This is a genomic window from Halomonas sp. B23F22_20, from assembly GCF_043496985.1.
Taxonomy (GTDB): domain Bacteria; phylum Pseudomonadota; class Gammaproteobacteria; order Pseudomonadales; family Halomonadaceae; genus Halomonas.
On the sequence record NZ_JBIEKH010000030.1, the window covers coordinates 1 to 22526 of the forward strand.

Consider the following 22526-nt stretch of genomic DNA (forward strand, 5'->3'; position numbering starts at 1 on the left):
GCCCGTCGCCCGTCGCCCGTCGCCCGTCGCCCGTCGCCCGTCGCCCGTCGCCCGTCGCCCGTCGCCCGTCGCCCGTCGCCCGTCGCCCGTCGCCCGTCGCCCGTCGCCCGTCGCCCGTCGCCCGTCGTCAAAGATGATCGCGCGGGAGCGTCTCGTTCCAGGTTCGCGAGAAGACCCGCTCGCCGCACAGCGTGGCGTAGTCATCGTTGGCCTGGCGATAGCGCTCGGTGACATCGTAGCCGAGCGTCATCTCCTGCTCCTCGAGACGCCAGCTGCCATCGTTGTCGATGACGTTGAGGCTGGCCTCGTTGGTCGCCAGGTTGAAGTGTACCGTCCATTCCCGATGCGCTGGCACCAGCAGAGTGATGGCCGGCGGTGGCCATGGCGATGGCTCAGGTTCAACAGGCCATAGGTCACCCGGGTCACGCTGCCGTCGGGCGCGATATCGGACAAGCGTACGGCCACCATCGCCTGGGGTCGGTCGGCGGCCAACTCGAGCTCGACTACCGCCTGGCCGAGTATCTCGAGGACCGCCTCCAGCGGCGGCGTATCGAAGCACAGCGAGCCGCCGTCCTCGAGCTCGCGGGGCAGGTATTCGTCACGCAGCAGGCCGTCGGAGTCGCCGCTGCCGCGCAGGTCGACCCGCACGGCGGCATAGCCGTGCCGGGCGAAGTAGCCATGGACCTGGCTATCCCGCGGCGAGCGGAAATCCCGCTTGCGGTAGGGAATGTATTCGATCACCACGGGAGCCGGCGTCGTATCGACACCCGCCGGCAGCCACAGCTTGGCGGCCAGCCGTGCGCCATCCGCCATGGGGATCCAGGCGTTCTCGATGACTCTCACCCCGCGCCCCATACCGATCCTCCCTCGGCACACGACACGGACGCCCGACGATGGCTCTCAGCATATACCGCGCCACGACTCAGGCGACCAAGGACGTCACCGCGAAACATTGATGCCGGTCAAGGCGGGCGCCAACGGCCCTCCATAGACTACGCCCGATGATGTCTCGACGGTCCCGCCGACGCCCGCTCGAGCGCCATTCCTCGCCACTCCAACATCATCGGCCGGTGCTCGAGAGCATCGTCAACGCAGGGAATTTCCGGGAAATTCCACGAGGCTAACAGCAATGATCGACATCAAGACGCTCACTCTTCTGCCGCAGGATGAGCTCCTGCAGGCCAGTATCCTCGAGATCGAGGCCAGCCGCCGCTATCGACAGCTGGCCCTGAGTTTCCTGCCCTACGACGCCGACCGCAGCCAACGGATGACCCAGCTGGGTATCGCCTGCGAACACAGGATCGACGCCCTGAAATGGGCCGCCGAGAGCCTCGGACTGGGCGCCTGCGTGGCGCTGCCCGACACGCTCTCCCCATCGCACGGCGGAAGCGGACAGGGTGGAGACTGCTTCATCGTCGACGATGCCACGGCCGATCTCGTGTGGCAGGAGACGCTGGATGCGGCCCTCGAGGGTCACCGCTTCGCACGGCGGCTGCTGGGGGTCAACGGCACGCCAGAGCTGGAACGCCCGCTGCTGGAATATGCCCGTCAGAAGGCGTCCGAGTGTGATGTATTGATGGAACGCTATGCCGGCCACGCCCGGCAGGCATGATCCTGAGGTCGAAGCCTCGGCCAGCCGATGGGCAGGGCGGGGCCTCCCGGCCCCGCCCTGCCATGCAGTTCACGACTGGATATCCAACCGGCGGCGATGCGCTTCCTTGACCTTGGGCAGGGTCAGTTCCAGTACACCGTTGCGGAAGTTGGCCTTCGCCTTGTCGGCATCGATGTCGCAAGGCAGTTCCACGGTTCGCAGCACGCTGCCGTGTGAAATCTCGCAGCGATAGTACTCGCCCTCTTCCTGGCGGGTTTCCTTGTGGCTCTCGCCCTTGATGGTCACCGTGCGGTCGGTCACCGAGACGTCGAGATCCTCACGCTCGATGCCGGGAATCTCGGCGCGCAGCACCACCTCGGTATCCTTGTCGAGGATATCGACCCGCGGCATCCTCGGCTCCAGTGACGACATGCGCTCCCAGCGCAACGGATGCATCCAGTCCCGGGCCAGTAAACTGTCGAACATGCGATCCAGTTCCCGGAAGGGACTGATCGGGCGAGACGCGGGTTCCTCGGCCTTCGTCTCGGGCGCCTTGGCCAGTTGGCTGGCGGCGGCAGATGCCCCCTTCAACTTCTTATCGGCCATGACATTGCACCTCGGTACAAGCGACATGTAGAGAGTAAACGCTCGGCGAAAACGCCTTGCCACACGCTCCGCCGGCGGGACGTCGACCAGCCGATCTGATCGCATGAATGAGCATAGGCGAGCGGACGCAAGCGGCGATGACGCCGGTCAAGGTTTGCCCCGATTCTCCGGGGCCATCGCGCCTCTCGAGCCCAACGCCGAGAGGCGCATCGTCATATATGCTGAGAACAGCCCCCGCTGCCGGCCATGCTTCCGGGGGTGTCCATGAAGATCGTGCATTCCTTCCCTCGCACCGTGCGCGTCATCGAGAACCTGTGGATTCCCATGTCCGACGGCACTCGGCTGGCCGCACGCGTCTGGCTGCCCACCGATGCCGTGGGAGACCCCGTCCCGGTGATCCTCGAATACGTGCCCTATCGCAAGCGCGACTTCACGCGCCTGCGCGACGAACCCTTGCATCGCTATTTCGCCGGCCACGGCTATGCCTGCGTACGCCTCGACCTGCGCGGGAGCGGCGGACACCATGCGATCCGTCTCAGACTAGGTTATAGAGGACAGAACTACCGCGAGGCGAATCATGACATCGGGGCAGATACGCTTGACTCGACAGCGGCTGGTCAACGGCGTCCAGACAGCACTGATCATGGGCGGACTCGCGCTCACGCTGTCCCTGCCTGGCTACCTGATGGCCGGCCTCGGCGGCGTGCTCATCGGCCTGGCCGCGGTCACGGTGGCCACGCTGGCGACGAGCCGGGTGCCCGCTCGGCTGATCCTGACCCAGGCCGGTGCCGGCCGACTGGCGCCGTCGCAGGCACCGGAAATCCATGCCCTGCTCGCCCGCCTCTATGCCCGGGCCGGCCTGAGAAGCCCACCGCAGCTCTACTATGCCGCGTCACCGGAGCTCAACGCCTTCGCGGTGGGCGGCCCGCGCGACGGCGGCATCGCGATCACCGAAGGGCTGCTGCGTTCGCTGACGCTGCGCGAGCTGGCCGGCGTGCTGGCCCATGAGGTAAGCCACCTGCGTCACGGCGATACCCGGGTGATGTCGATCGCCGCCACCATGACCCGGTTGACGCTGTGGCTGACCTCGGCCATCCAGCTGGCGATCCTGTTCAGCCTGCCGCTGATGCTGGCCGGCGACGTCACCATGCCCTGGCTGACGCTGCTGGTCGTGGCCTTCGCTCCCACGCTCAGCACCCTGCTGTCGCTGGCCCTGTCCCGCCAGCGAGAATACACCGCCGACCTCGAGGCCGCGGCGCTCACCGGCGACCCGCAGGGCCTGATGTCGGCACTGATGGTGCTGGAACGTCAGCATGGACGCTGGCTGTCGAGCCTGTTCGGGCGTCAGCGTCCAGCGGCGCTCGAGTGGCTGCGCACCCACCCCGACACCCGCGAGCGTATCCGCCGACTGGCCGAACTCGACGACCACCATCACGGGCCACCGCTGACGACCACGCCAACGCGGGCCGCGATCCCGCGACGACCGCCGCCGCTGCGTTCAGGGGATTGGCGGCGCCGCAGCTAGCGACGCCCGACATCAGTCACCGCGCGCTTCACGCTCCAGGTCTTCCACATCGCCCATGGAGGCCAGCTTGAGGTCACGGACGGTGCGGATGGTCGGCTTGAAGGCAAACATGGCTGAGCCGACGATGAAGAACCAGGTGGCCAGCGTCTGCTGGCTCTCGTAGAGAAACAGCACCGAGCCGACCAGAAAGGCGGCCGCGGCACCGAAGTCGACGAAGGTGTAGACCAGTTCCCAGAGCGCATAGAGCCGGCGGGTTCGTGGATTCTCCTCGCGCCGGTCACGATCGAATAACGCCATGATTCCCTCCCTGGACAGTCTCGGTACGCACAAGTGTGCGGTATCAGGAATTGACCATAGCATTCCGGCGGCCCCTTGGGCTGCCATCCCCTCAGCGGACGTCCGATCCAGGACATCGAGCGATGCCGGCAGCATGAACGCGAGCGCCGCGACTCAGGGTGCGGCGCGGCGTAGCTGCTCGAACTCCTCGTCGCTGATCTCGCGGCGCTCTGCATCGAGGATCTTGCCGCCCAGCGCCGCCACGCCGAGGGTGAAATCGATCAGGGCGTCCGGGCTGTGAGCAACCCGCCGCTTGTTGCGGAAATGCACCAGGATGGAGATGCCTTCGACCACCGGATGCTCGCCTTCCTCATGCAGAGGCGGCAATGCCCCGGGCGGGGTGCTGTTGGCGATCACCATGCGATAGCCGGTCCGCGGTGGTCGGATGTTGTAGACCCGCTGCCTGGCGTCGTAGACCGCGTCGAGCTCCTCGAGCTTGCGCCGCAGCCGTCGATTGGTGTCGAGGCCAGGCCAGTCGAGAACCACGAACAGGCATTGCCGGACGTCATCGGCCGAAGCGACGCGAAAGCGCCGGGCCACCGCCTCGGGCTCCGGGCCGGAGGCCGTCGGGGGCGGGGCGGGCCGAGGCTCAGCCGCTGGCGGCGCCTCGCGCGTCACCGCGGGAGCGTCCGGCTCCGCCGGCGGCGCCTGCCGCGCACCGCGTCGCAGATACCAGGACAGCCCTAGAGCCGATCCGCCCATCGCCAGGGCCACGCCGGCCAGCAGCATGGCACCGCTCGTTATGTCCATCGCGCCTCGATCCCTCGCGTCTTCCTTGATGACTCATGAAGGAAACACGAAGCCCGCCGCGGCACAACCGCGTCAGACGAGGAACATCGCCGACGAACGACGCCATTTCATCGCTTTGACATCATTGGCTACCTCGGTGGCTAGCATGTCCTCATCCCAGGCCCGCCAGCACCCGTACCAGCGCCTGACCGAGCAAGGGCGCCATGGGCACGGCATTGCTGGCATGAGCGATACAGTCGGTGCTCCACACCTCACCTACCCCGGCGGCCTCGACGACGGCCAGGGCATCGCCGGCAAACAGTGCATGGGTCACGGCCAGGTCCACCGAAACGGCGCCGGCGGCGAGCAGCGCCTCGGCGGCCCGGGCCACGGAGTGGCCGGTGCTGGCCACGTCGTCCATCAGCACCACCTGTCGGCCCCGCACCGGAATGCCAGGCAGTTCGATCGCCACATCGCGATCGCCGCGTCGCGTCTTGTGGCAGACGTCGAAGGCAAGGCCGCCGGCCGCTGCGGCCTCCCGCACCCACTGGTAGGCCTCGGCATCGGGGCCGATCAGCAGCGGGTCCTCGCGCCGGGCGGCGACCAGCTCGCCGAGCCGGGAAGCCCCGGACAGCGCCAACGCCTGCGCGAGCGGTATCGCCTGATCCAGCCGTTCGATGCGGTGCAGGTGAGGATCGACGGTGATCACCGCGTCGAACAGCTCGGCCAGGAATGCGCCGATCAGCGTCTGACTGACGATCTCCCCGGGATGAAAGGCCTTGTCCTGGCGCATGTAGGCGAGATAGGGCGCCACCAGCACCAGTCGACGCACTCCCTGACGCCGGGCATGTCGGGCGATCAGCAGCAGCTCGACCAGCTTGTCGTTGGGCCGGTCGAGGCTGCGATAGACCACCAGGGTCCGCGGCAACGCGTCGGCGCGCGGGAAGGGCAACGTCAGGCGCAGCTCCCGATCGGGGAAGCGGTGGCAGGCCACGACCCCGGCTTCCAGGCCCGCGGCCTCGGCCAGGCGTCGCGCTGCAGCGCTCTCGTCGTCACAGTACAGCAGCACGGGAGTCATCAGCCCTCCACATTGAGTCGGGTGATCCGGTCGGGGTGTCCGATGGCGATGCCATGGTCGCGCTCGCAGGCCTGGCGGGCGAAGGTCAACTCGTTGGCATAGGCGGCGTAGACGCGATATAGCGGCTGACCGGCCTCGATCGTATCGCCGATGCGCACCGCCAGGTCGATACCCGCGCCGACCGCCCGCGGCGCCCCGGCGAGCCGGGCGATACGCGCCAGCTGCAGGTTATCGATGGCGATCACCGTGCCTGCGCAGCGAGCGGTCACTTCCAGCACCTGGGGCGCCAGCGGAGGCCGGTCGGGATCGAAGGGCCGCCTGCCCTGGGCCTCGATGATCGCCTGCATCTTGTCGAGTGCGCGGCCGGCATCGAGGATGTCGCGGGCCAGGCCGAAGCCGTCGCCACCGCGCACGTCCGGATCGAACTCCAGCATCCGCCCGGCCAGGCGTAGCGCCTTCTGGCGCAGGTCCATGGGTGCCTCTGGATGGTTGGTGAGCACTCGCATCACGTCGCGAGCCTCCAGCACGGGGCCGATACCCCGCCCCACCGGCTGGCTGCCGTCGGTAATCACCACGTCCAGGGTCAACCCCAGGCGCCCGGCCACGAACTCGAACAGCTTGCGCAGCCGCCTGGCCTCGGCCATCGAATTCACCTTGGCATGGGGGCCGATGGGAATGTCGAGCAGCAGGTGGGTGGATCCGGCGGCGATCTTCTTGGACAGGATCGAGGCCACCATCTGGCCGGGCGAGTCCACCGACAGCGGACGCTCCACCGAGATCAGCACGTCGTCGGCGGGCGACAGCTCGCTGGTACCGCCCCAGGCCAGGCAGCCTCGGTGAGTACGCACCAACTCACTCAGCGTCTCGAAGGGCAGGTCGACCCGCGCCAGCACTTCCATGGTGTCCGCGGTGCCGGACGGCGAGGTAATCGCCCGCGACGAGGTCTTGGGACACAGCAGGCCATGGGCGGCGACGATCGGCACCACCAGCATGGAGGTCCGGTTGCCGGGAATGCCGCCGATGCAGTGTTTGTCCACCACCGGATGCTCGTGCCAGTCCAGGCGCCGCCCCACCCGGCTCATGGCGTCGCTCAGGTAGAACACCTCCTCGCGGTCGAGCTCGCCCAGGCCGCAGGCCACCACGAAGGCGGTGAGCTCGATCTTGGAGTAGCGCCGCTCGGCGATGTCGCGAATGATGTGGCGAAAGTCGTCCCGGGTCAGGCGTTCGCCGGCCAGCTTGCGATGCATGGCGGGGATCGAGGGCGGTGGCTCTGCCTGACGGATGCTGACGGGAATCCCCTCCCCCGCGCCCAACAGCGCGAAGGCGTCCTCGGAGAGACCGAGCTCCCCGCAGCCGACGATGGCGGCATCGTCGACCACGTTGAGGGTGGCCAGGATCCGCCGGCCATCGGCACGTACCTCGACCTTGGCCAGCGCCTGGAAGCCCTCGGCCCGGTAGCGGTCGCACTCGCGGTGCATGTAGGCAACGTTCTCGCGATAGGTGTCGATGCCGACGCGCTTGAGCGTCAGCGGCGTCAGCGCGTCCTCGCGCGCATCAGGCTCGGCAGCAGGCGTGCGGGTCATCGGCTCATCCCGGCATGGCACTGCGGTGACATTCCCATGACGACAGATTAGCAGCGCCGCGGAGCCCGCTCCCTTGACGCCGGACAAGCCCCAGTAACGCAGTGCGCCCGCTCCGCAAAACGGGACGGGCGCGCTTACGCCTCAAAAGCCGCTCAGTACGCGACGCTCAGTGTGAGACGCTCAGTCCGAGGGGAAGCTGAACTGCGCGCGCTCCTGCTGGGCGCGCTGCGGCCAGCGCTGGGAGACCGCCTTGCGACGGGTGTAGAAGCGCACCGCGTCGGGGCCGTAGGCGTGCAGGTCGCCGAACAGCGACTCTTTCCAGCCGCCGAAGCTGTGGAAGGCCACCGGTACCGGGAGCGGCACGTTGATGCCGACCATACCGACCTCGATGGCATCCGCGAAGCGCCGCCCGGCCTCGCCATCGCGGGTGAACACGCAGGTGCCGTTGCCGTACTGGTGGGCGTTGATCAGCGCGATGGCCTCCTCGAAGGTCTCAACGCGCACCACGCACAGCACCGGGCCGAAGATCTCGTCGCGGTAGATGTCCATCGCCGGGGTCACCCGGTCGAACAGGGTCGCGCCGAGGAAATAGCCCGGGGAGCCCTCGACCAGCGGATGCTCGCGGCCGTCGACCACCAGCTCGGCGCCGGCCTCTTCTCCCGTGGCGATATAGCCGGCCACCCTGTCGCGATGGCCGGCGTTGACCAGCGCGCCCATGTCCAGGCCCGGCTCGGTGCCGGGACCGATCTTCAGGGTGCGGGCCTGGTCGGCGAGCCTGCCGACCAGGGCATCGGCGGTGTCGTCGCCCACGCAGACGGCCACCGAGATCGCCATGCAGCGCTCGCCGGCGCTACCGAAGGCGGCGCCGATCAGAGTGCTGGCGGCGTTGTCCAGGTCGGCGTCGGGCAGCACCACGGCGTGGTTCTTGGCCCCGCCCAGGGCCTGTACGCGCTTGCCTCGCTGGGTGCCACCCTCGTAGATCTTGCGCGCCACCGGCGTGGAGCCGACGAAGGACAGTGCCTTGACGTCCGGGGCGTCGATCAACGCATCCACGGCCTCGCGGTCGCCGTGGACCACGCTGAAGATGCCCCGCGGCAGGCCGGCCTCGTCGAGCAGCTCGGCCATCTTGATGGCGGCCGAAGGCACCTGCTCGGAGGGCTTGAGGATGAAGGCGTTGCCGCAGGCAATGGCCATGGGATACATCCACAGCGGCACCATGGCCGGGAAGTTGAACGGCGTGATGCCGGCGACGATGCCCAGCGGCTGGTGGTTGGACCAGGTATCGATGCCCGGCCCGGCGTTGTGGGAATACTCGCCCTTGAGCAGCTCCGGCACGCCACAGGCGTACTCGACGTTCTCGATGCCGCGCTTGAGCTCGCCCATGGCGTCCTCGAGCACCTTGCCGTGCTCCTCGGCGACCAGCCGGCAGATCTCGTCGGCGTCGCGCTCGAGCAGCGTCTTGAAGCGAAACATCACCTGGGCACGCTTGGCCGGCGGCAGATCGCGCCAGGCCGGCTGGGCCTCGCGGGCGGCGGCAATGGCCCGCTCCACGGTAACTGCGTCGCCTAGGGCGACGCGACGCACGGCCTCGCCGGTGGCCGGGTTGAAGACGTCGAGCATGCGGTCACCGGCCAGGGGCTCGCCGGCGATCCAGTGGCTTACCTCTGTCGAGTTCACATCGGTCATGGGATCTCTCTTAGATTCGTGGGCACAACATTCGCTGGACGGCGGTTTGCTTTAGACCTCCCGGTCGAGCAGGGCCTCGTCGAACGGGTAGCGCGACAGCTTCTCGATGCCGGTCTCGGTGACCAGCACCTCCTCCTCCAGCTTGACGCCGTCGGCGGCGCCGACCTCGCCGATGTAGCTCTCCACCGAGACCACCATGCCGGGCTCCAAAACGCCGTCCTTGGAGAAGCGGTCAAAGTCCATGTGATGGGCGACCAGCGGCGTCTCGCCGTGCATGCCCACGCCGTGGATGATCGACGGATAGCGGCGATCGAGGAAGCGCTCGGGAATCTTCCACGCCTTTTCGGCGATCTCGCGATAGCTCATGCCAGGCGCCAGAATGCCCATGTTGTGGTGCACCTGGTCGTAGGCCATGCGATAGAGGCTCTTCTGGTAGGCGTTCGGCCTGCCGGGACCGACGTGGAAGGTACGCGAGAAATCGGAGTAGTAGCCGTGGCAGCCGATGGTGTCGGTGTCCAGCGCCACCAGCTCGCCGGGACGAATCACCCGGTCGCTTGCCTCGTTGAACCAGGGATTGGTGCGGGGCCCGGAAGACAGCAGCCGGGTCTCGATGAACTCGCCACCCTGGCGGATGACGTCACCGTACATGATGGCGAACAGCTCGTTCTCGCTGACGCCGGGCTTGATGGCGGCCTCCACCTCGGCCACCGCGGCCTCGCTGCCGGCCATGGACTGGGCCAGGCAGGCGATCTCCTCGGGCGTCTTGATGCGTCGGCAGTGCAGAGTGTCCTGCATGCAGTCGAAGACCTCCAGGCCCTGGGCCTCCAGCGAGCGAGCCAGGTTCAGCGCGCAGCGGTCCAGGCCAATCTTCTTGTTGCCGTGGCCGTGCTCCTCCATCAGCTCGGCAATCTCGACGCCGAAGGGGTCGGAGGACAGGTTGTCGCGCTGGTTGACCGCCGACCACACCACCTTGGAGGTACGCGACTCGTCGATAGTCTCCAACCAGGTGGAAACGTGGGCGCTGCCGGGATACTCGAACAGGATGACCGGGCCGTCCAGCGGTACGTAGATATAGCGCGTGGAGTTGCGCAGGAAGTAGCCGAACATGTTGCGCGAGCCGGTGGCGTAGCGCTGATTGTAGGGATCGAAAAGCACCAGGGCCGCATAGCCCTGCTCGGCCATCATCGCCCTCAGACGGGCCAGGCGCCCGGCGCGCAGCTGCATCGGATCGAAGGCGGTGGGGATGCTGTCGCCGTTGGCCATCGGCGCCGAAGGCACCACCGGAATCCGTTCCGGTTCGTTGTCGGTCAGCTTCTCGAAATCCACGATGCTCATGTCAGGTCTCTCGGGGTGTCGGTGTGAGGGCCACCTCAGGCGGCGCCGGCCAGACCGACGCCGAAGGCAGGAAGGACGGGAGCCAGATCAGTCGACCAGCGAGTCGCTGCGCTGCATGCCTTGCTTCAGCAGCTTCTCGTGGACCGGGGCCATGCGCCCGAAGATGCGCTGGGCCCGCTCGGGGCGACCGATGAAGCCCGGCTCCATGGCATAGGCGAAGATCACCGTGTGGCGCTCACGATCGCCCTCGACCGGGGTCACCCGGTGCAGCGAGTAGCGGCCGAAGAAGATCTGCAGGTCGCCGGGCGCCAGGTCCAGCGACTTGAGCCGCGAGCGGTCGCCGTCGAGGACCTTCTCGACGTCCTCGAAGTTCTCGCCCTCGGGGTTGCGGATGCCCGGGGCATACTCGAAGCGGCCGCCGCCGTGGGACTGGCGGGTCATCATGGTGACGATGAACTCGTTGGTGTCGTAGTGCCACGGGTGCTGGCAGCCCTCGCGCAGCATATTGACCACCAGGTCGGCCAGCGGGTCGGCGTACTGGTGGATCTCCTCCATGCCGACCACGGTGGCGATGAAGCGCTGGAAGTCGGGGTTCTGGTAGACCTGACGGATGATGGTGTCTTCGCCGATGCGATCGCCGGCGACGAAGCCGTTGGTGCGATCGTCGAACCGATTCAGCGGGTGGCTGACCGGCTTGGAGGGATCGGCATCGCAGTTGTACGGATTGGTTTCGGTCTGGTTGTAGTGGGCGTCCGGAGACAGACGCTCGGTCTCGCGCTCGAGACGCTCGAGGGCCTCGGCAGGCACGAACTTCTTGAGGACCACACAACCGTCCACCGCCAGCTGGCGGCGACACTGCTCGATGAGGGTGCGCCCCGTATCGCCATCGAGGTCGTTGAGGGGGTAGCGTTGCAGGTCGATCAACCCGTCGAGAGCGCTGGCAGGGGTGTCGACCGAGGGTTCCACAGGCATGGGATGCTCCGCTGTCGTATTCATGCTGGACAGCTTAGAAGCGGCCTATTCATAATAGAAATGAATCATTGAGATGGTACTAATTTCAAGGACTCATTAATTTATGGATACCGTGCTGCTTCGCGCCTTCGTCACCGTGGCCGAGTGCCAGGGCTTCAGTGCCGCCGGGAAGGTGCTGCATCGCACTCAGTCGGCGGTAAGCCTGCAGATCAAGCGCCTCGAGGACCAGATGGGCCAGCCACTGTTCGAGCGCACCAGCCGCAGCGTGCTGCTGACCCGCCACGGCGAGCGACTGCTGCCCTATGCCCGTCACATACTGACGTTGGAGGACGAAGCCCGTGAGGCGCTGGGCGAGCAGCGGCGCGGCGAGCTGATCCGCTTCGCCACCTCGGAGGAACAGGCCAGCGCCTACCTGCCCGAGCTGCTGGAACGTTACGCCCAGCGCTTTCCGGACACACGGCTGGACATCACCTGCGACATCAGCGCGTCGCTGGTCGCACAGTTCCAGGAGGGCCTGCTGGACGTGGTGCTGTCGATCCGCCACCTGCCGACCCAGTCCGGTCAGCTGCTGGGCTGGGAGCCGATGGTGTGGGTGGTGGCCGAAGAGTGCCACCCGGGCGACTGGGAGGTCCTGCCGCTGGCCCTCAACCCCGAGGGCTGCACCTTCCGGGCCCATGCCCTATCGGCGCTGGGCCGCGAGAAGCGGCGCTGGGAGATTCGCTACGCCAGCCAGTCCCCCACCGGTATCAACCTGCCGGTGCAGGCGGGCTTGGCGATGACGGTGAAGACGCCTCGCAGCGTGCCGGCGGGCTGCCGGATCGTCGGCGAGGCAGAGGGATTGCCGCTGCTGGGTCAGGTGGAAATCGAACTCCACCGGCGACCCGGCCATACCGGTGGGGCGCTGGAGGCCTTCTGCGAGGAACTGGAGCACATCGTCACCACCAACCACGACGTCGCCGCCCCATCCCACAATGACATGATCGCCGACTGAGCCCCGCCGCCCGTCAGGCAGCGGGGCGCGGAGGCGTTCAGTCGCGACGGTAGGTGCCGATCAGCCGGTTCATGCCCAGCAGGTGCGGCTCGACCTGCTTGAGCAGCTCGTCCATGGAGATGCCTTCGGGCAGCGCGGTGGGCTTGTCCAGTGCCAGCACCCAGAAGTAGTACTGATGCAGGCCATGCCCTTCCGGCGGCATCGGCCCGCCGTAGCCGTTGCGGTTGAAGTCGTTACGCCCCCGGGTGCCCGCGGCGGTCGCCTCCTTCAGCGAAGTGGTCGAGCCCGGCAGGTCGTAGAGCACCCAGTGGACGAAGCCGTAGCTGCCGTGCTGCACCAGCGGCGCGTCCGGGTCGTGGCAGATCACCGCATAGCCCTTGGTGCCCTCCGGGGGATTCTCCCAGGCCAGGGGCGGCGACAGGTCATCGCCCTCCCCGGTGTACTTGACGGGGATCGCCTGGCGGTCCTCGAAGGCGGAACTGGTCACCTGCATCGTCGAAAAGGCGAAGGCCATGGGGCTTCCTCCCTGATGGAATCGTGGATGCTGATTTCAGCGTCGGCGAGGCGTGCGAGCCTGTCAACGGCGCTACTCCATGGCATGATGGCGGTCACGCCATTCTTCAACCCGGCAGGCCGACATGAAGCGACTCTTGATCGTGGCCCATGCGCCCTCCCCCAACACCCGCCGCCTGCGCGAGGCCGCCGAGCGCGGCGCCCGCCACCCCGATATCGAGGACGTCGAGGTGGTGGTCAGGCCACCGCTGGAGGCCGGCCCCGAGGACGTGCGGGCCTGCGACGCCATCCTGCTCGGCACTACCGAGAACCTGGGCTACATGAGCGGCGCCCTGAAGGACTTCTTCGATCGCTGCTACTACCCGCTACTGGAAGAGACCCAGGGCCTGCCCTGCGCGCTCTACATTCGCGCCGGCCACGATGGTACCGGCACCCGCCGCGCCGTTGAGGGCATCGTCACCGGCCTGCGCTGGAAATGGGTGCAGGAACCGCTGACGCTCAGGGGCGAGTGGCAGGACGACTTCATCGACCAGGCCGAGGAGCTGGGGCTGTATCTGGCCGCAGGCCTGGACGGCGGCATCCTCTAAAAGGCGGGGCTATGCTGAGGCTATCGACGCTCGGCAACACGCCGATGCCTCAGGAGGTGCGCCATGGAATTCCAATGGACGGCGCCACAGCGCGCCATCGCGTCTTTCCCCGCTTCGCTCGGCCGTCACTTGTTGTGGCTGGCGGCCCTGGCCTGGCCGGGCATGCCGCTCCAGGCCGCCGATGCTCCGCCCACCGTCATCGCCACGGCAAGCCCTGCCGGCGTCTACCACGCCACTGGGCGCACCCTGTGCCGGTTGCTCGATGCGCCCTGCATCGCCCAGCCCAGCGGCGGCTCCGCGGCTAACCTCGCCGCGGTGCGAGCCGGCGAGGTGACCGTCGCCCTCGCCCAGTCGGACCTGCAGTATCAGGCCGTCACCGGCACGGGCAGCTTCGCCGAGGCCGGTCCGGACGACACGCTGCGCTCGGTCATGTCGCTGCACGGCGAGCCCTTCACCCTGGTGGTGCGACGCGACAGCGGCATCGACGGCTTCGCCGACCTCAAGGGGCATGCGGTGAACGTCGGCAATCCCGGCTCCGGTCAGCGCGGCACCATGATGACGCTGCTCGAGGCCTGGAGCTGGACCCTCGACGACTTCAGGCCGGCCGACGAGCTGCCCGCCGACCAGCAGTCGCTGGAACTCTGCCACGGCAACATCGATGCCATGGTCTATACCGTGGGGCACCCCAACCCCTCCGTCGAACAGGCCGTCCGGCTCTGCAACGCCCGGCTGGTCGATGTGACCGGCCCGGCGGTCGAAAGCCTGGTGGCCGAGACGCCCTACCTCGCCCGTGCCACCATTCCAGCCGGCCTCTATGGCGACGACCAGCCGGCGGTGACGACATTCGGCGTCCGTGCCACCTTGGTCGCCTCGGCGGACGCCGACCCGCAGGCCGTCCATGACATCGTCGCCGCCGTCTTCAACGACCTCGAGGCCTTCAAGGCCACGCATCCGGCTTACGCCGACCTCACCCCGGAACGCATGATCCACGACGGGCTCTCGGCGCCGCTGCACGAAGGCGCCAAGCGCTACTACCGAGAGCGCGGCTGGTTGCCCGCCGAACCGCCCTCCCCCAACGCTTCCGAGCCGGCCACGTCGACGGATCCGACACAGGCGCCGGCGGCGGATACGGCGACGTCCGGTTAGATGATCGGCCGGCGGCTCAGCAGCGCTTCGTTCGCCGCCTCGTACGCCCGGGCCAGCCGCAGCACGGCCAGGTCGGCCTGGTGGCGGCCGATCACCTGAATGCCCATGGGCAGGCCGGTGTCGCTGAAGCCTGCGGGCAAGCTGATCACCGGGCAGCCCGACAGCGAACCGGGGATCACCACCTCCATCCAGCGGTGGTAGGTATCCATCTCGCGGCCAGCGATCGTCCGCGGCCAGGGCGTATCGACGTCGAAGGGGAACACCTGGGCGGTAGGCAGCGCCAGATAGTCGTAGTCCTCGAAGAGCTCAAGGAGACAGGCATACCAGGCGCTGCGGGTGAGATTGGCACGGTGCACGTCCAGCGCCGACAGCGCCAGGCCGCCCTCGACCTCCCACTGGGCCTCGGGCTTGAGCCGATCGCGCTTGGCGGGATCGAGGAAAGCCTCGCCGAGGTTGCCCGCCACCGCCCACTGACGCAGCGTGACCCAGGCCTGCCACAGCCGGGCGGGATCGAAATCGGGCACCACAGCTTCGACCTCGACGCCCAACTCGCGAAAGGTGCCGAGCGCCCGCTCGCAGAGCGGCAGCACGCCCGGCTCCATGGGCAGGTAGCCCTGCCAATCCCCCAGCCAACCGATGCGCAGCCCCCTGGCCTCCCCCTCCAGATCGCCGGCGAAGGCCGCGGGATCCTCGACGATGGACAGCGGCATCCGCGGGTCGGGGCCGGCCTGGGTCGCCAACAGCTGCGCCACATCGGCGACCGTACGCCCCATGGGCCCTTCGGTGGCCAGCTGATGGCCGAACACCTCGGGCTGCGGCCCGTGCGGCACCCGCCCGAAGGAAGGGCGCAAGCCGAAGACGTTGTGGTAGGCGGCCGGGTTACGCAGCGAGCCCATCATGTCGCTGCCGTCGGCCACCGGCAACAGGCGCATGGCCAGCGCGGCGGCGGCGCCACCGCTGGATCCGCCGGCACACTTGGCGGGGTCGAAGGCATTGCGGGTGGCCCCGAACAGCGGGTTGTAGGTCTGAGAACCGAGGCCGAACTCCGGCGTGTTGGTCTTGCCGATGACGATGGCGCCGGCACGCTTGATGCGCTCGACCATGATGCCGTCACGGGTCGGCACCTGATCGGCGAACAGCGGCGAGCCCAGGGTGGTGCGGATGCCGGCCGTCGCCGAGAGATCCTTGATCGCCTGGGGGATGCCGTGCAGCCAGCCGCGCGACACGCCGCGCGCCAGCTCGCGGTCGCGCTCGTCGGCCTCGGCCATCAGCCGCTCGCCGTCCTGCAGCGACACCAGGGCGTTGACCCGAGGGTTGCATGCCTCGATATGCGCCAGATAGCTCGACATCACCTCGCGGCAGGAGACCTCCCGCGCATGGATCGCCCGGGAGAGGCTCAGGGCGTCCCACTGGACGATCTCGGGGAGGCGTTGGCCGCAAGACATGGAAGAAGTCGTGAACATGTCGATTTCCTTGTCATGGAGGGGATCCCCGGGCCCCGGGACACGCCTCGGGGCCCAAGCGCTACCGTCGCCTAGAACACGCCGCGCACGAGCAAGAACAGCACGGTAGGCGCAAGCAGGATGCCGAGGCCGGTATAGAAAGTCGCAGTCATGGCACCGTAGGGCACCAACCGAGCATCGGTGGCGGCCAGCCCCGCAGCCACGCCACTGGTGGTGCCGATCATGCCGCCGAAGATCATCGCCGAGCGAGGGTTGTCGAGGCCGATGAGACGCGCCGCCATGGGAGTGAGGATCATGGTGAGGATCGACTTGACCAGCCCTGCCGCGATGGACAAGGCGATTACCTCGGAGCTGGCACCCAGGGTCGCGCCGGTGACGGGACCGACGATGTAGGTCACGGCGCCGGCGCCAATGGTGGTGATATCGACCGGGTCGGTGTAGCCGAAGCCGACCGCGACCAGTCCACCGGCGAGGAAGGACACTCCCACGCCGGCGAACAGCGCCAGCACGCCGCGAATCCCGGCCTCCCGTATCTCCTCGAAGCGAACGCCGTAGGCGGTGGCAATGATCGCCAGGTCGCGGAGCATGCCCCCACCCATCAGCCCCAGGCCGGAGAACAACGTGATATCCGCCAGCCCGTCTGACCCGCCGGTGATCTTGCCACCCGCATAAGCGAGCGCCAGGCCAAGCATGATGGCGATCGCCGAGCCGTGCAGCTTGCCGCGGGTGAAGCGGGCGCTGATCCAATAGGCGGCGTACATGGTGAGGCCAATGACGGCGAAGGCCGCCACCAGGTGGTACTTGTCGAAGAGATCGAACAGTGACTGCAGCATGGTGGGGCTCCCCTTAACGGTTGGCAGTGCGCGGCGACAGGGACTCGGCGCGGGCCGTCGGCCCGTCAGCCGCGGCTGGCGCCCGCGTGGGCTTGCCGGCCAGGACCGGCACCAGCGCCAGTCCCAGCACCACGGCCAGGGCCCCGCCCAGCAGCGCCACCAGGCCGCCGCTGAAGGCCGCGGCGACGTTCTGGCTGGCCGCCATGGCCACCACGATGGGGATGTACATCGCGTTCCAGAAGTTGATGCCGCTGACGGTCGCCTCCGGCAGCTTGCCGCGGGCCTTGAGGTAGCCCGTCGAGAAGATCAGCAGCAGCATGGCGATGCCGACACCGCCAAGGTTGGCATCGATGCCCAGCACCTGCCCCAGCAGGTCGCCGACCATCAGCCCCAGCATCATGCATCCGGCCAGCAGGGCCACTCCGTAAATCACCATGATCATGTCCTTCTTTGTCGTTGTAATCGAGTCTCGGGCCTTGCCCGAGCATGAGCGTGCTCCACGCCGCGTATCCTCGCGGCGGGGAATACCCGGCGGCATGGCCGGGCGCAGGACAGCCGGATCACCCGGCCGTGGTATTCGCCTCCTGCTCGGTATAGAGATCGGCATAGGCCTCGCGCAGCTGGTTCTTCTGTACCTTGCCCATGACATTGCGCGGCAAGGCGTCGGCGACAAATACTCGCTTGGGCTGCTTGTAGCGGGCCAGATGGTCGCCCAGTGCCGCCTTCACCGCCGCCTCGTCGGGTGCCGTCTCGCCCTCGCGCGCAACCACCACCGCGGTGACGCCCTCTCCCAGGTCGGGGTGGGCGACGCCAAACACCGCCGACTCGGCCACCCCCGGCAGTTCGTCGATCAACTGCTCGACCTCCTTTGGGTAGACGTTGTAGCCCCCCGAGATCACCAGATCCTTGTCGCGGCCGACGATGTGCAGGTAGCCATCATCGTCGATCATCCCCAGGTCGCCGGTGATGAAGAAGCCGTCGTCGCGGAACTCGCTGCGGGTCTTCTCTGGCATGCGCCAGTAGCCCTGGAAGACATTGGGGCCACGCAGCTCGACCAGGCCGGTCTCGCCCCGCGCCAGCTCGGCGCCGCTGTCGCGGTCGGTGATGCGCAGTTCGGTGCCAGGCAGCGGGAAGCCCACCGTCCCCGGACGACGCTCGCCGTCGTAGGGGTTGGAGGTATTCATGTTGGTCTCGGTCATGCCATAGCGCTCGAGAATGGCGTGACCGGTGCACGCGAGAAACTGCTCGTGGGTCTCGGCCAGCAGCGGCGCCGAACCGGAGACGAACAGCCGCATGCTGGCGACGGTGTCGCGGTTCAGGCGCGGCGACTGCAGCAGGCGAGTGTAGAAGGTCGGTACGCCCATCAGCACTGTGGCGCGCGGCATCAGATCGAGCAGTTGGTCGACATCGAGCCTGGGCAGGAAAGACATCGAGGCCCCCGCGGTCAGCACGATGTTGCAGGCCACGAACAGCCCGTGGGTGTGGAAGATCGGCAGCGCGTGCAGCAGATGATCGTCAGCGGAGAAGTGCCAGGCCTCGGCCAAGGCCCGACTGTTGGACGCCAGGTTGGCGTGGCTGAGCATGGCCCCCTTGGAGCGTCCGGTGGTGCCTGAGGTATACAGGATCGCCGCCAGGTCGTTCTCGTCGAGCCGGGCGATCTCGGTGACCGGCTCGGCGTCCGCGGCACGCTCCATCAGGCTGCCGTCGCCAGCAGTGCCCAAGCTTTCAACGTGCACCGCGCGCCCCGCCTGGCAGAAGCGCTGGGCCTCACCGGACCGCTCGGGCGGGCAGACATAGAGCTGCGGCTCGGCATCGCCCAGGAAGTAGTCGATTTCGGCGCCGGTATAGGCGGTGTTGAGCGGCAGATAGACCGCGCCGACCTGCAGGCAGGCCAGGTAGAGCATGATCGCTTCGGGGCTCTTGTCGACCTGCACCGCCACCCGGTCACCGGGTTGGACATCGAGCGCCTGAAGCGCGCCGGCCAGGCGCTGGGACGTGGCCAGCACCTCGGCGTAGGAATAGCGCTTGCCCTCGGGGGTATCGATCAGCGTCTTGTCCGGGGTCTGGCGAAAGTGGGCCTGGAACTGCAAGAAGAGATTGTGATTCATGCGTGTCTCCTGGGGTGAGATGGGCGTCAGGCGTCGACCGGCGCCGCCAACAGCGGCTGGGCGCGCTTGGCATGACGACGAATCTCGTTGGTGCAGACCACGGTGCCTTCGCGGCTGAAGGCCTCGTGGTTCTGCTCGATGCGGTCCGGTTCGTAGCGGTAGTTGACCATCAGGCCATGGGCCTGGCGGCAGCCCTTGGCGGAGGTGTCGGCGGGCCAGTTGAGGCGGTGAAGGCTGGCGCCGTTGCCGAGATGGAAGCGTGCCACCGGATCCCGCGGCAGGCCGTGGTGCTGCTTGGCCGTGCAGAGATAGTGGGCGGCGAGTGCCAGCAACTCAGGTTCGAGGGCTTCACGGGCCGCCACATCGTCGCACCAGCCGGCTTCGTCCAGGCAGGCGGCGTTATCGGGCGAGAGCCGACACTCGCCGGCTTCGCGCCGTTCCGTCAGCCACTTGGCGAACCCCGGCACCGGCGACAGGGTGACGAAGTTGTCGAGCTCGGGAAGTTCACGCTTGAGCTCTTGCACGACCTGCTTGATCAGGAAGTTGCCGAAAGAGATGCCTTTCAGGCCTGCCTGGCAGTTGCTGATGCTGTAGAACACCGCGGTATCCGCGTCTTCCGGGGCGACCTCGTCACCACCGGCGAGCAGGGTCTGGATGTTGCCAGGGATCCCGCGGCACAGCGCCACTTCGACGAAGATCAGCGGCTCGTCGCCGATGGCCGGATGGAAGAAGGCGTAGCAGCGCCGATCCTCCGGGTCGAGACGGCGGCGAAGATCACTCCAGTCCCGGATCTCGTGCACGGCCTCGTATTCGATGAGCTTTTCCAGCACCGCCGCCGGCGTGTTCCAGTCGATGCTCTCCAGCATCAGAAAGCCTCGATTGAACCAGGAAGCGAACAGGTGGGCGAAGTCGGCATCCAATGCCGCCAGTTGCGGGGCGTCGGCGAGGTTTCCCAGCAGGTCGGCGCGCATCTTGACCAGCTCATAGGTGCCGCCGGGGCAGAGGTTGAGTCGACGCAGCAGTTCCTGGCGCGGCGGCTCGCAGGCCTCGATCAGCTGCTGCAGGCTGGCCTCGTCCTCCCGCTCGCGATAGGCGGCATAGGCGGCGTGGATTGCCTCGGGCAACGCCCCATGGCGCTCGGCAAGCATGGCGAGAAAGGCGCGACGATCATCGGCCTGCAGGCCGTCATAGCCGTTCAGGATCCGCTGGGCAACGAGGATCTGAGACGCCTCACCGCCGCTTCCTGTCAGCAGGGTGTCACAGGCCGTGGCGAGTGCCGGCATGTCGGGCGACGCCTCTCTTCCTCCTTCGCGCCCAGGACGATGTCGCGCCCGCCGGGACACGCTCGACAGCAACCTTTCCAGGAAATCCATGTTCATCTTCATGCCCTGATCTCCAGATGCGAGGCTAATCGACCTCGTGCAAGGATGACGCCAGCATCAAGAATACATGATGCCGAGTTGTTATATATAACATTTAGGTACAAGATATAGATGTGTCAAGCAGGAGGATCGGAAATGGGCAAGGTTTCCCAGGCACAGCGGCTACGCGACCTGCTGGAGGACGCCATCATCAAGGGGCGCTATCCCCCCGGGGCTCGCCTCGATCCGGAAGCCCTGGAGCGGGAGTATGAGTGCTCGCGCACGCCGGTCCGCGAGGCGATCCAGCAGCTGGCGATGTCGGGGATGGTCAAGGTGGTGCCGAAGCGCGGCACCTTCGTCACCCAGCTCAGCGTGGCCGAGCTGGTGGAACGCTTCGAGGTGATGGCCGAGCTGGAGGGCATGTGCGCACGGCTGGCGGCAAGGCGCATCACCGCAGAGGAACTGGCAGGACTGCGCGACGCCCACGAGGCCTGCCGGCGAATGGCCGAGGCCGGGGATGCCAACGGCTACTACTACGAGAACGGCGTCTTTCACCAGCGCATCTACGAGGCCAGCCACAACCGCTTCCTGGCCCAGGAAGCCGCGCGGCTGCATGCGGTGCTGCAGCCCTACCGACGCATGCAGCTCCACCTGCGCCATCGACTCGAGCGCTCGCTGGCGGAACACGAGAGAGTATTGGCGGCGATCGCCGAGGGAGACGAGCAGCGCGCCGAGACCGAGATCGAGTCCCACGTCCAGGTACAGGGCGAACGCTTCAACGACCTGGTCGCCTCAGTGCAACAGCTGCAGCAGACCGGCAGCGACTGAGCGGATACGACGACGGCACCCCGAAGGGTGCCGTCGTGACGTTGGGGACGGGCCGCGAACGGCCATGGCGCTTACTTGAGGCGCTCGAACACCGTGGCCACGCCCTGGCCCATGCCGATGCACATGGTGGCCAGGCCCAGAGAGGTATCGCGCTCGCGCATCACGTTGAGCAAGGTGGTGCAGATGCGCGACCCAGAGCAGCCCAGCGGATGGCCCAGGGCGATGGCACCGCCGTGCAGGTTGACCGCCTCCTCCATGCGGTCGCGCAGGCCCAGATCCTTGAGCACCGGCAGCGACTGGGCGGCGAAGGCCTCGTTGAGCTCGACGGTCTGGATGTCGTCGATGGTCAGGCCCGCGGCCTTGAGCGCCTTCTTCGAGGCTGGCACCGGACCGTAGCCCATGATCGAGGCGTCACAGCCCGCCACGCCGGTGGAGAGCACTCGAGCGATCGGCTCCAGGCCCAGCGCCTGGGCGCGCTCGGCGCTCATCACCGCCATGCCGCTGGCGCCCACCGACAGCGCCGAGGAGGTGCCGGCGGTGACGGTGCCGTTCCTGGGATCGAACACCGGCTTGAGCCCGGCCATGCTCTCCAGGCTGGCATCGGCACGAATCACCTCGTCGCGGTCGACGCGGACCCGACGCCCCTCGGCGTCGTGACCCTCGACGCCGATGACCTCGCGGTCGAAGCCGCCGTTGTCCTGGGCGGCCTGGGCGAGCCGGTGTGATCGCACGCCGAAGGCGTCCTGGTCCTCCCGTGAGATGCCGTGCATCTTGCCCAGCAGCTCGGCGGTCAGGCCCATCATCATGGCAGCCTTGGCGGCATGCTTGCTGGCGGTCGGATTGACGTCGACGCCGTGGGTCATCGGCACGTGCTCCATGTGCTCGACGCCGCCGATCACGTAGACGTCGCCCATGCCGGCGCGAATGTTGGCCGCGGCGATGTGCAGCGCGCTCATCGAGGAGCCGCACAGGCGGTTGACGGTCTGGGCAGGCACGCTGCGCGGAATGCCGGTCATGATCGCCGCGTTGCGGGCGATGTTCATGGCCTGCTCCAGGGTCTGGTTGACGCAGCCCCAGATGACGTCATCGACCTCTTTCGGGTCGAGCCCCGGGTTGCGGTCGAACAGCGACTGCATGACGGCGGCGGACAGGTTCTCGGCGCGCACGTGGCGGAAGGCGCCGTGCTTGGCCTTGGCCATGGCGGTACGGACGCCGTCGACCACCACGATGTCTCTCGGATGCAAATTCATCGAAT

General features: G+C 67.5%; 23 protein-coding genes and 1 pseudogene. 7 read left to right on the forward strand and 17 right to left on the reverse strand.

Features of this window, described 5'->3' with window-relative positions:
• Window positions 1-127 precede the first annotated feature (127 nt).
• Window positions 128-250 (reverse strand): hypothetical protein, encoded by a 123-nt coding sequence (locus ACGTN6_RS18435; protein WP_394594423.1) that lies wholly within the window; start codon window positions 248-250, stop codon window positions 128-130.
• Window positions 247-855: a CocE/NonD family hydrolase C-terminal non-catalytic domain-containing protein gene (locus ACGTN6_RS18440; protein ID WP_394594424.1), complete on the reverse strand. Its 609-nt coding sequence runs from the start codon at window positions 853-855 to the stop codon at window positions 247-249. The genes ACGTN6_RS18435 and ACGTN6_RS18440 overlap by 4 nt, the downstream gene beginning before the upstream one ends.
• A 274-nt stretch (window positions 856-1129) precedes the next feature.
• On the opposite strand from ACGTN6_RS18440, the gene ACGTN6_RS18445 reads away from it, so the two are divergent.
• A complete protein-coding gene (locus ACGTN6_RS18445) occupies window positions 1130-1612 on the forward strand; it encodes a hypothetical protein (RefSeq protein ID WP_394594425.1) in 483 nt (160 codons plus the stop codon).
• A gap of 69 nt (window positions 1613-1681) precedes the next feature.
• Here the strand turns inward: ACGTN6_RS18445 and ACGTN6_RS18450 are convergent, their stop codons facing one another.
• Entirely contained in the window at window positions 1682-2197 is a 516-nt protein-coding gene (locus ACGTN6_RS18450; protein ID WP_394594426.1) for an Hsp20/alpha crystallin family protein, read from the reverse strand.
• Between the two features lie 324 nt (window positions 2198-2521).
• Between ACGTN6_RS18450 and ACGTN6_RS18455 the strand changes: the two are divergent.
• Window positions 2522-2704, forward strand: a pseudogene (locus ACGTN6_RS18455) (CocE/NonD family hydrolase); the annotation flags it as partial.
• A gap of 70 nt (window positions 2705-2774) precedes the next feature.
• Entirely contained in the window at window positions 2775-3722 is a 948-nt protein-coding gene (locus ACGTN6_RS18460) for a zinc metalloprotease HtpX (protein WP_394594427.1), read from the forward strand.
• Between the two features lie 12 nt (window positions 3723-3734).
• On the opposite strand, the gene ACGTN6_RS18465 is transcribed toward ACGTN6_RS18460, so the two are convergent.
• From ACGTN6_RS18465 to ACGTN6_RS18495, 7 genes are all read right to left on the reverse strand, one after another.
• Window positions 3735-4019, reverse strand: coding sequence for a YrhK family protein (locus ACGTN6_RS18465; RefSeq protein WP_394594428.1), 285 nt, complete (start codon window positions 4017-4019; stop codon window positions 3735-3737).
• Between the two features lie 153 nt (window positions 4020-4172).
• Window positions 4173-4808, reverse strand: coding sequence for a hypothetical protein (locus tag ACGTN6_RS18470; RefSeq protein WP_394594429.1), 636 nt, complete (start codon window positions 4806-4808; stop codon window positions 4173-4175).
• Between the two features lie 151 nt (window positions 4809-4959).
• Entirely contained in the window at window positions 4960-5865 is a 906-nt protein-coding gene (locus ACGTN6_RS18475; RefSeq protein WP_394594430.1) for a ribose-phosphate diphosphokinase, read from the reverse strand.
• The gene (locus ACGTN6_RS18480) at window positions 5865-7448 is read right to left on the reverse strand and encodes a thymidine phosphorylase family protein (RefSeq protein WP_394594431.1); all 1584 of its coding nucleotides are present in this window, start codon (window positions 7446-7448) and stop codon (window positions 5865-5867) included. The genes ACGTN6_RS18475 and ACGTN6_RS18480 overlap by 1 nt, the downstream gene beginning before the upstream one ends.
• 180 nt (window positions 7449-7628) lie before the next feature.
• Window positions 7629-9134, reverse strand: a complete 1506-nt coding sequence (locus ACGTN6_RS18485; protein ID WP_394594432.1) for a CoA-acylating methylmalonate-semialdehyde dehydrogenase — start codon at window positions 9132-9134, stop codon at window positions 7629-7631.
• Between the two features lie 51 nt (window positions 9135-9185).
• Window positions 9186-10469, reverse strand: coding sequence for a M24 family metallopeptidase (locus ACGTN6_RS18490; protein ID WP_394594433.1), 1284 nt, complete (start codon window positions 10467-10469; stop codon window positions 9186-9188).
• Window positions 10470-10556: 87 nt separating this feature from the next.
• Entirely contained in the window at window positions 10557-11441 is an 885-nt protein-coding gene (locus tag ACGTN6_RS18495) for a HalD/BesD family halogenase (RefSeq protein WP_394594434.1), read from the reverse strand.
• Between the two features lie 103 nt (window positions 11442-11544).
• Between ACGTN6_RS18495 and ACGTN6_RS18500 the strand changes: the two genes are divergently transcribed.
• Window positions 11545-12432: a LysR family transcriptional regulator gene (locus ACGTN6_RS18500; protein ID WP_394594435.1), complete on the forward strand. Its 888-nt coding sequence runs from the start codon at window positions 11545-11547 to the stop codon at window positions 12430-12432.
• A 37-nt stretch (window positions 12433-12469) separates the two neighbouring features.
• Here the strand turns inward: ACGTN6_RS18500 and ACGTN6_RS18505 are convergent, their stop codons facing one another.
• Complete coding sequence (locus ACGTN6_RS18505; RefSeq protein WP_394594436.1) at window positions 12470-12946, reverse strand: YbhB/YbcL family Raf kinase inhibitor-like protein; 477 nt, start codon at window positions 12944-12946, stop codon at window positions 12470-12472.
• A gap of 124 nt (window positions 12947-13070) precedes the next feature.
• Between ACGTN6_RS18505 and ACGTN6_RS18510 the strand changes: the two genes are divergently transcribed.
• Both ACGTN6_RS18510 and ACGTN6_RS18515 read left to right on the forward strand, forming a co-directional pair.
• Entirely contained in the window at window positions 13071-13532 is a 462-nt protein-coding gene (locus ACGTN6_RS18510; RefSeq protein WP_394594437.1) for a flavodoxin family protein, read from the forward strand.
• A 63-nt stretch (window positions 13533-13595) separates the two neighbouring features.
• Entirely contained in the window at window positions 13596-14678 is a 1083-nt protein-coding gene (locus ACGTN6_RS18515) for a TAXI family TRAP transporter solute-binding subunit (protein WP_394594438.1), read from the forward strand.
• On the opposite strand, the gene ACGTN6_RS18520 is transcribed toward ACGTN6_RS18515, so the two are convergent.
• From ACGTN6_RS18520 to ACGTN6_RS18540, 5 genes are all read right to left on the reverse strand, one after another.
• On the reverse strand, window positions 14675-16141 hold the full coding sequence (locus ACGTN6_RS18520) for an amidase (protein WP_394594439.1): 1467 nt from the start codon (window positions 16139-16141) through the stop codon (window positions 14675-14677). The two genes, ACGTN6_RS18515 and ACGTN6_RS18520, sit on opposite strands and share 4 nt — an antisense overlap.
• Before the next feature lie 71 nt (window positions 16142-16212).
• Window positions 16213-16974: a malonate transporter subunit MadM gene (gene madM, locus ACGTN6_RS18525; RefSeq protein WP_394594440.1), complete on the reverse strand. Its 762-nt coding sequence runs from the start codon at window positions 16972-16974 to the stop codon at window positions 16213-16215.
• A 13-nt stretch (window positions 16975-16987) separates the two neighbouring features.
• Window positions 16988-17410, reverse strand: a complete 423-nt coding sequence (gene madL, locus ACGTN6_RS18530; RefSeq protein ID WP_394594441.1) for a malonate transporter subunit MadL — start codon at window positions 17408-17410, stop codon at window positions 16988-16990.
• A 124-nt stretch (window positions 17411-17534) separates the two neighbouring features.
• Window positions 17535-19082 (reverse strand): malonate--CoA ligase, encoded by a 1548-nt coding sequence (locus tag ACGTN6_RS18535; RefSeq protein ID WP_394594442.1) that lies wholly within the window; start codon window positions 19080-19082, stop codon window positions 17535-17537.
• 26 nt (window positions 19083-19108) lie between these two features.
• Window positions 19109-20461, reverse strand: a complete 1353-nt coding sequence (locus tag ACGTN6_RS18540; RefSeq protein ID WP_394594462.1) for a malonyl-CoA decarboxylase — start codon at window positions 20459-20461, stop codon at window positions 19109-19111.
• A 138-nt stretch (window positions 20462-20599) separates the two neighbouring features.
• On the opposite strand from ACGTN6_RS18540, the gene ACGTN6_RS18545 reads away from it, so the two are divergent.
• Window positions 20600-21271, forward strand: a complete 672-nt coding sequence (locus ACGTN6_RS18545; RefSeq protein WP_394594443.1) for a GntR family transcriptional regulator — start codon at window positions 20600-20602, stop codon at window positions 21269-21271.
• A gap of 71 nt (window positions 21272-21342) precedes the next feature.
• Here ACGTN6_RS18545 and fadA read toward each other — a convergent pair whose 3' ends face one another.
• Window positions 21343-22521 carry an acetyl-CoA C-acyltransferase FadA gene (gene fadA, locus ACGTN6_RS18550; RefSeq protein ID WP_394594444.1) on the reverse strand — a complete coding sequence of 393 codons (1179 nt, stop codon included), beginning with the start codon at window positions 22519-22521 and terminating at the stop codon, window positions 21343-21345.
• Window positions 22522-22526: the final 5 nt, after the last annotated feature.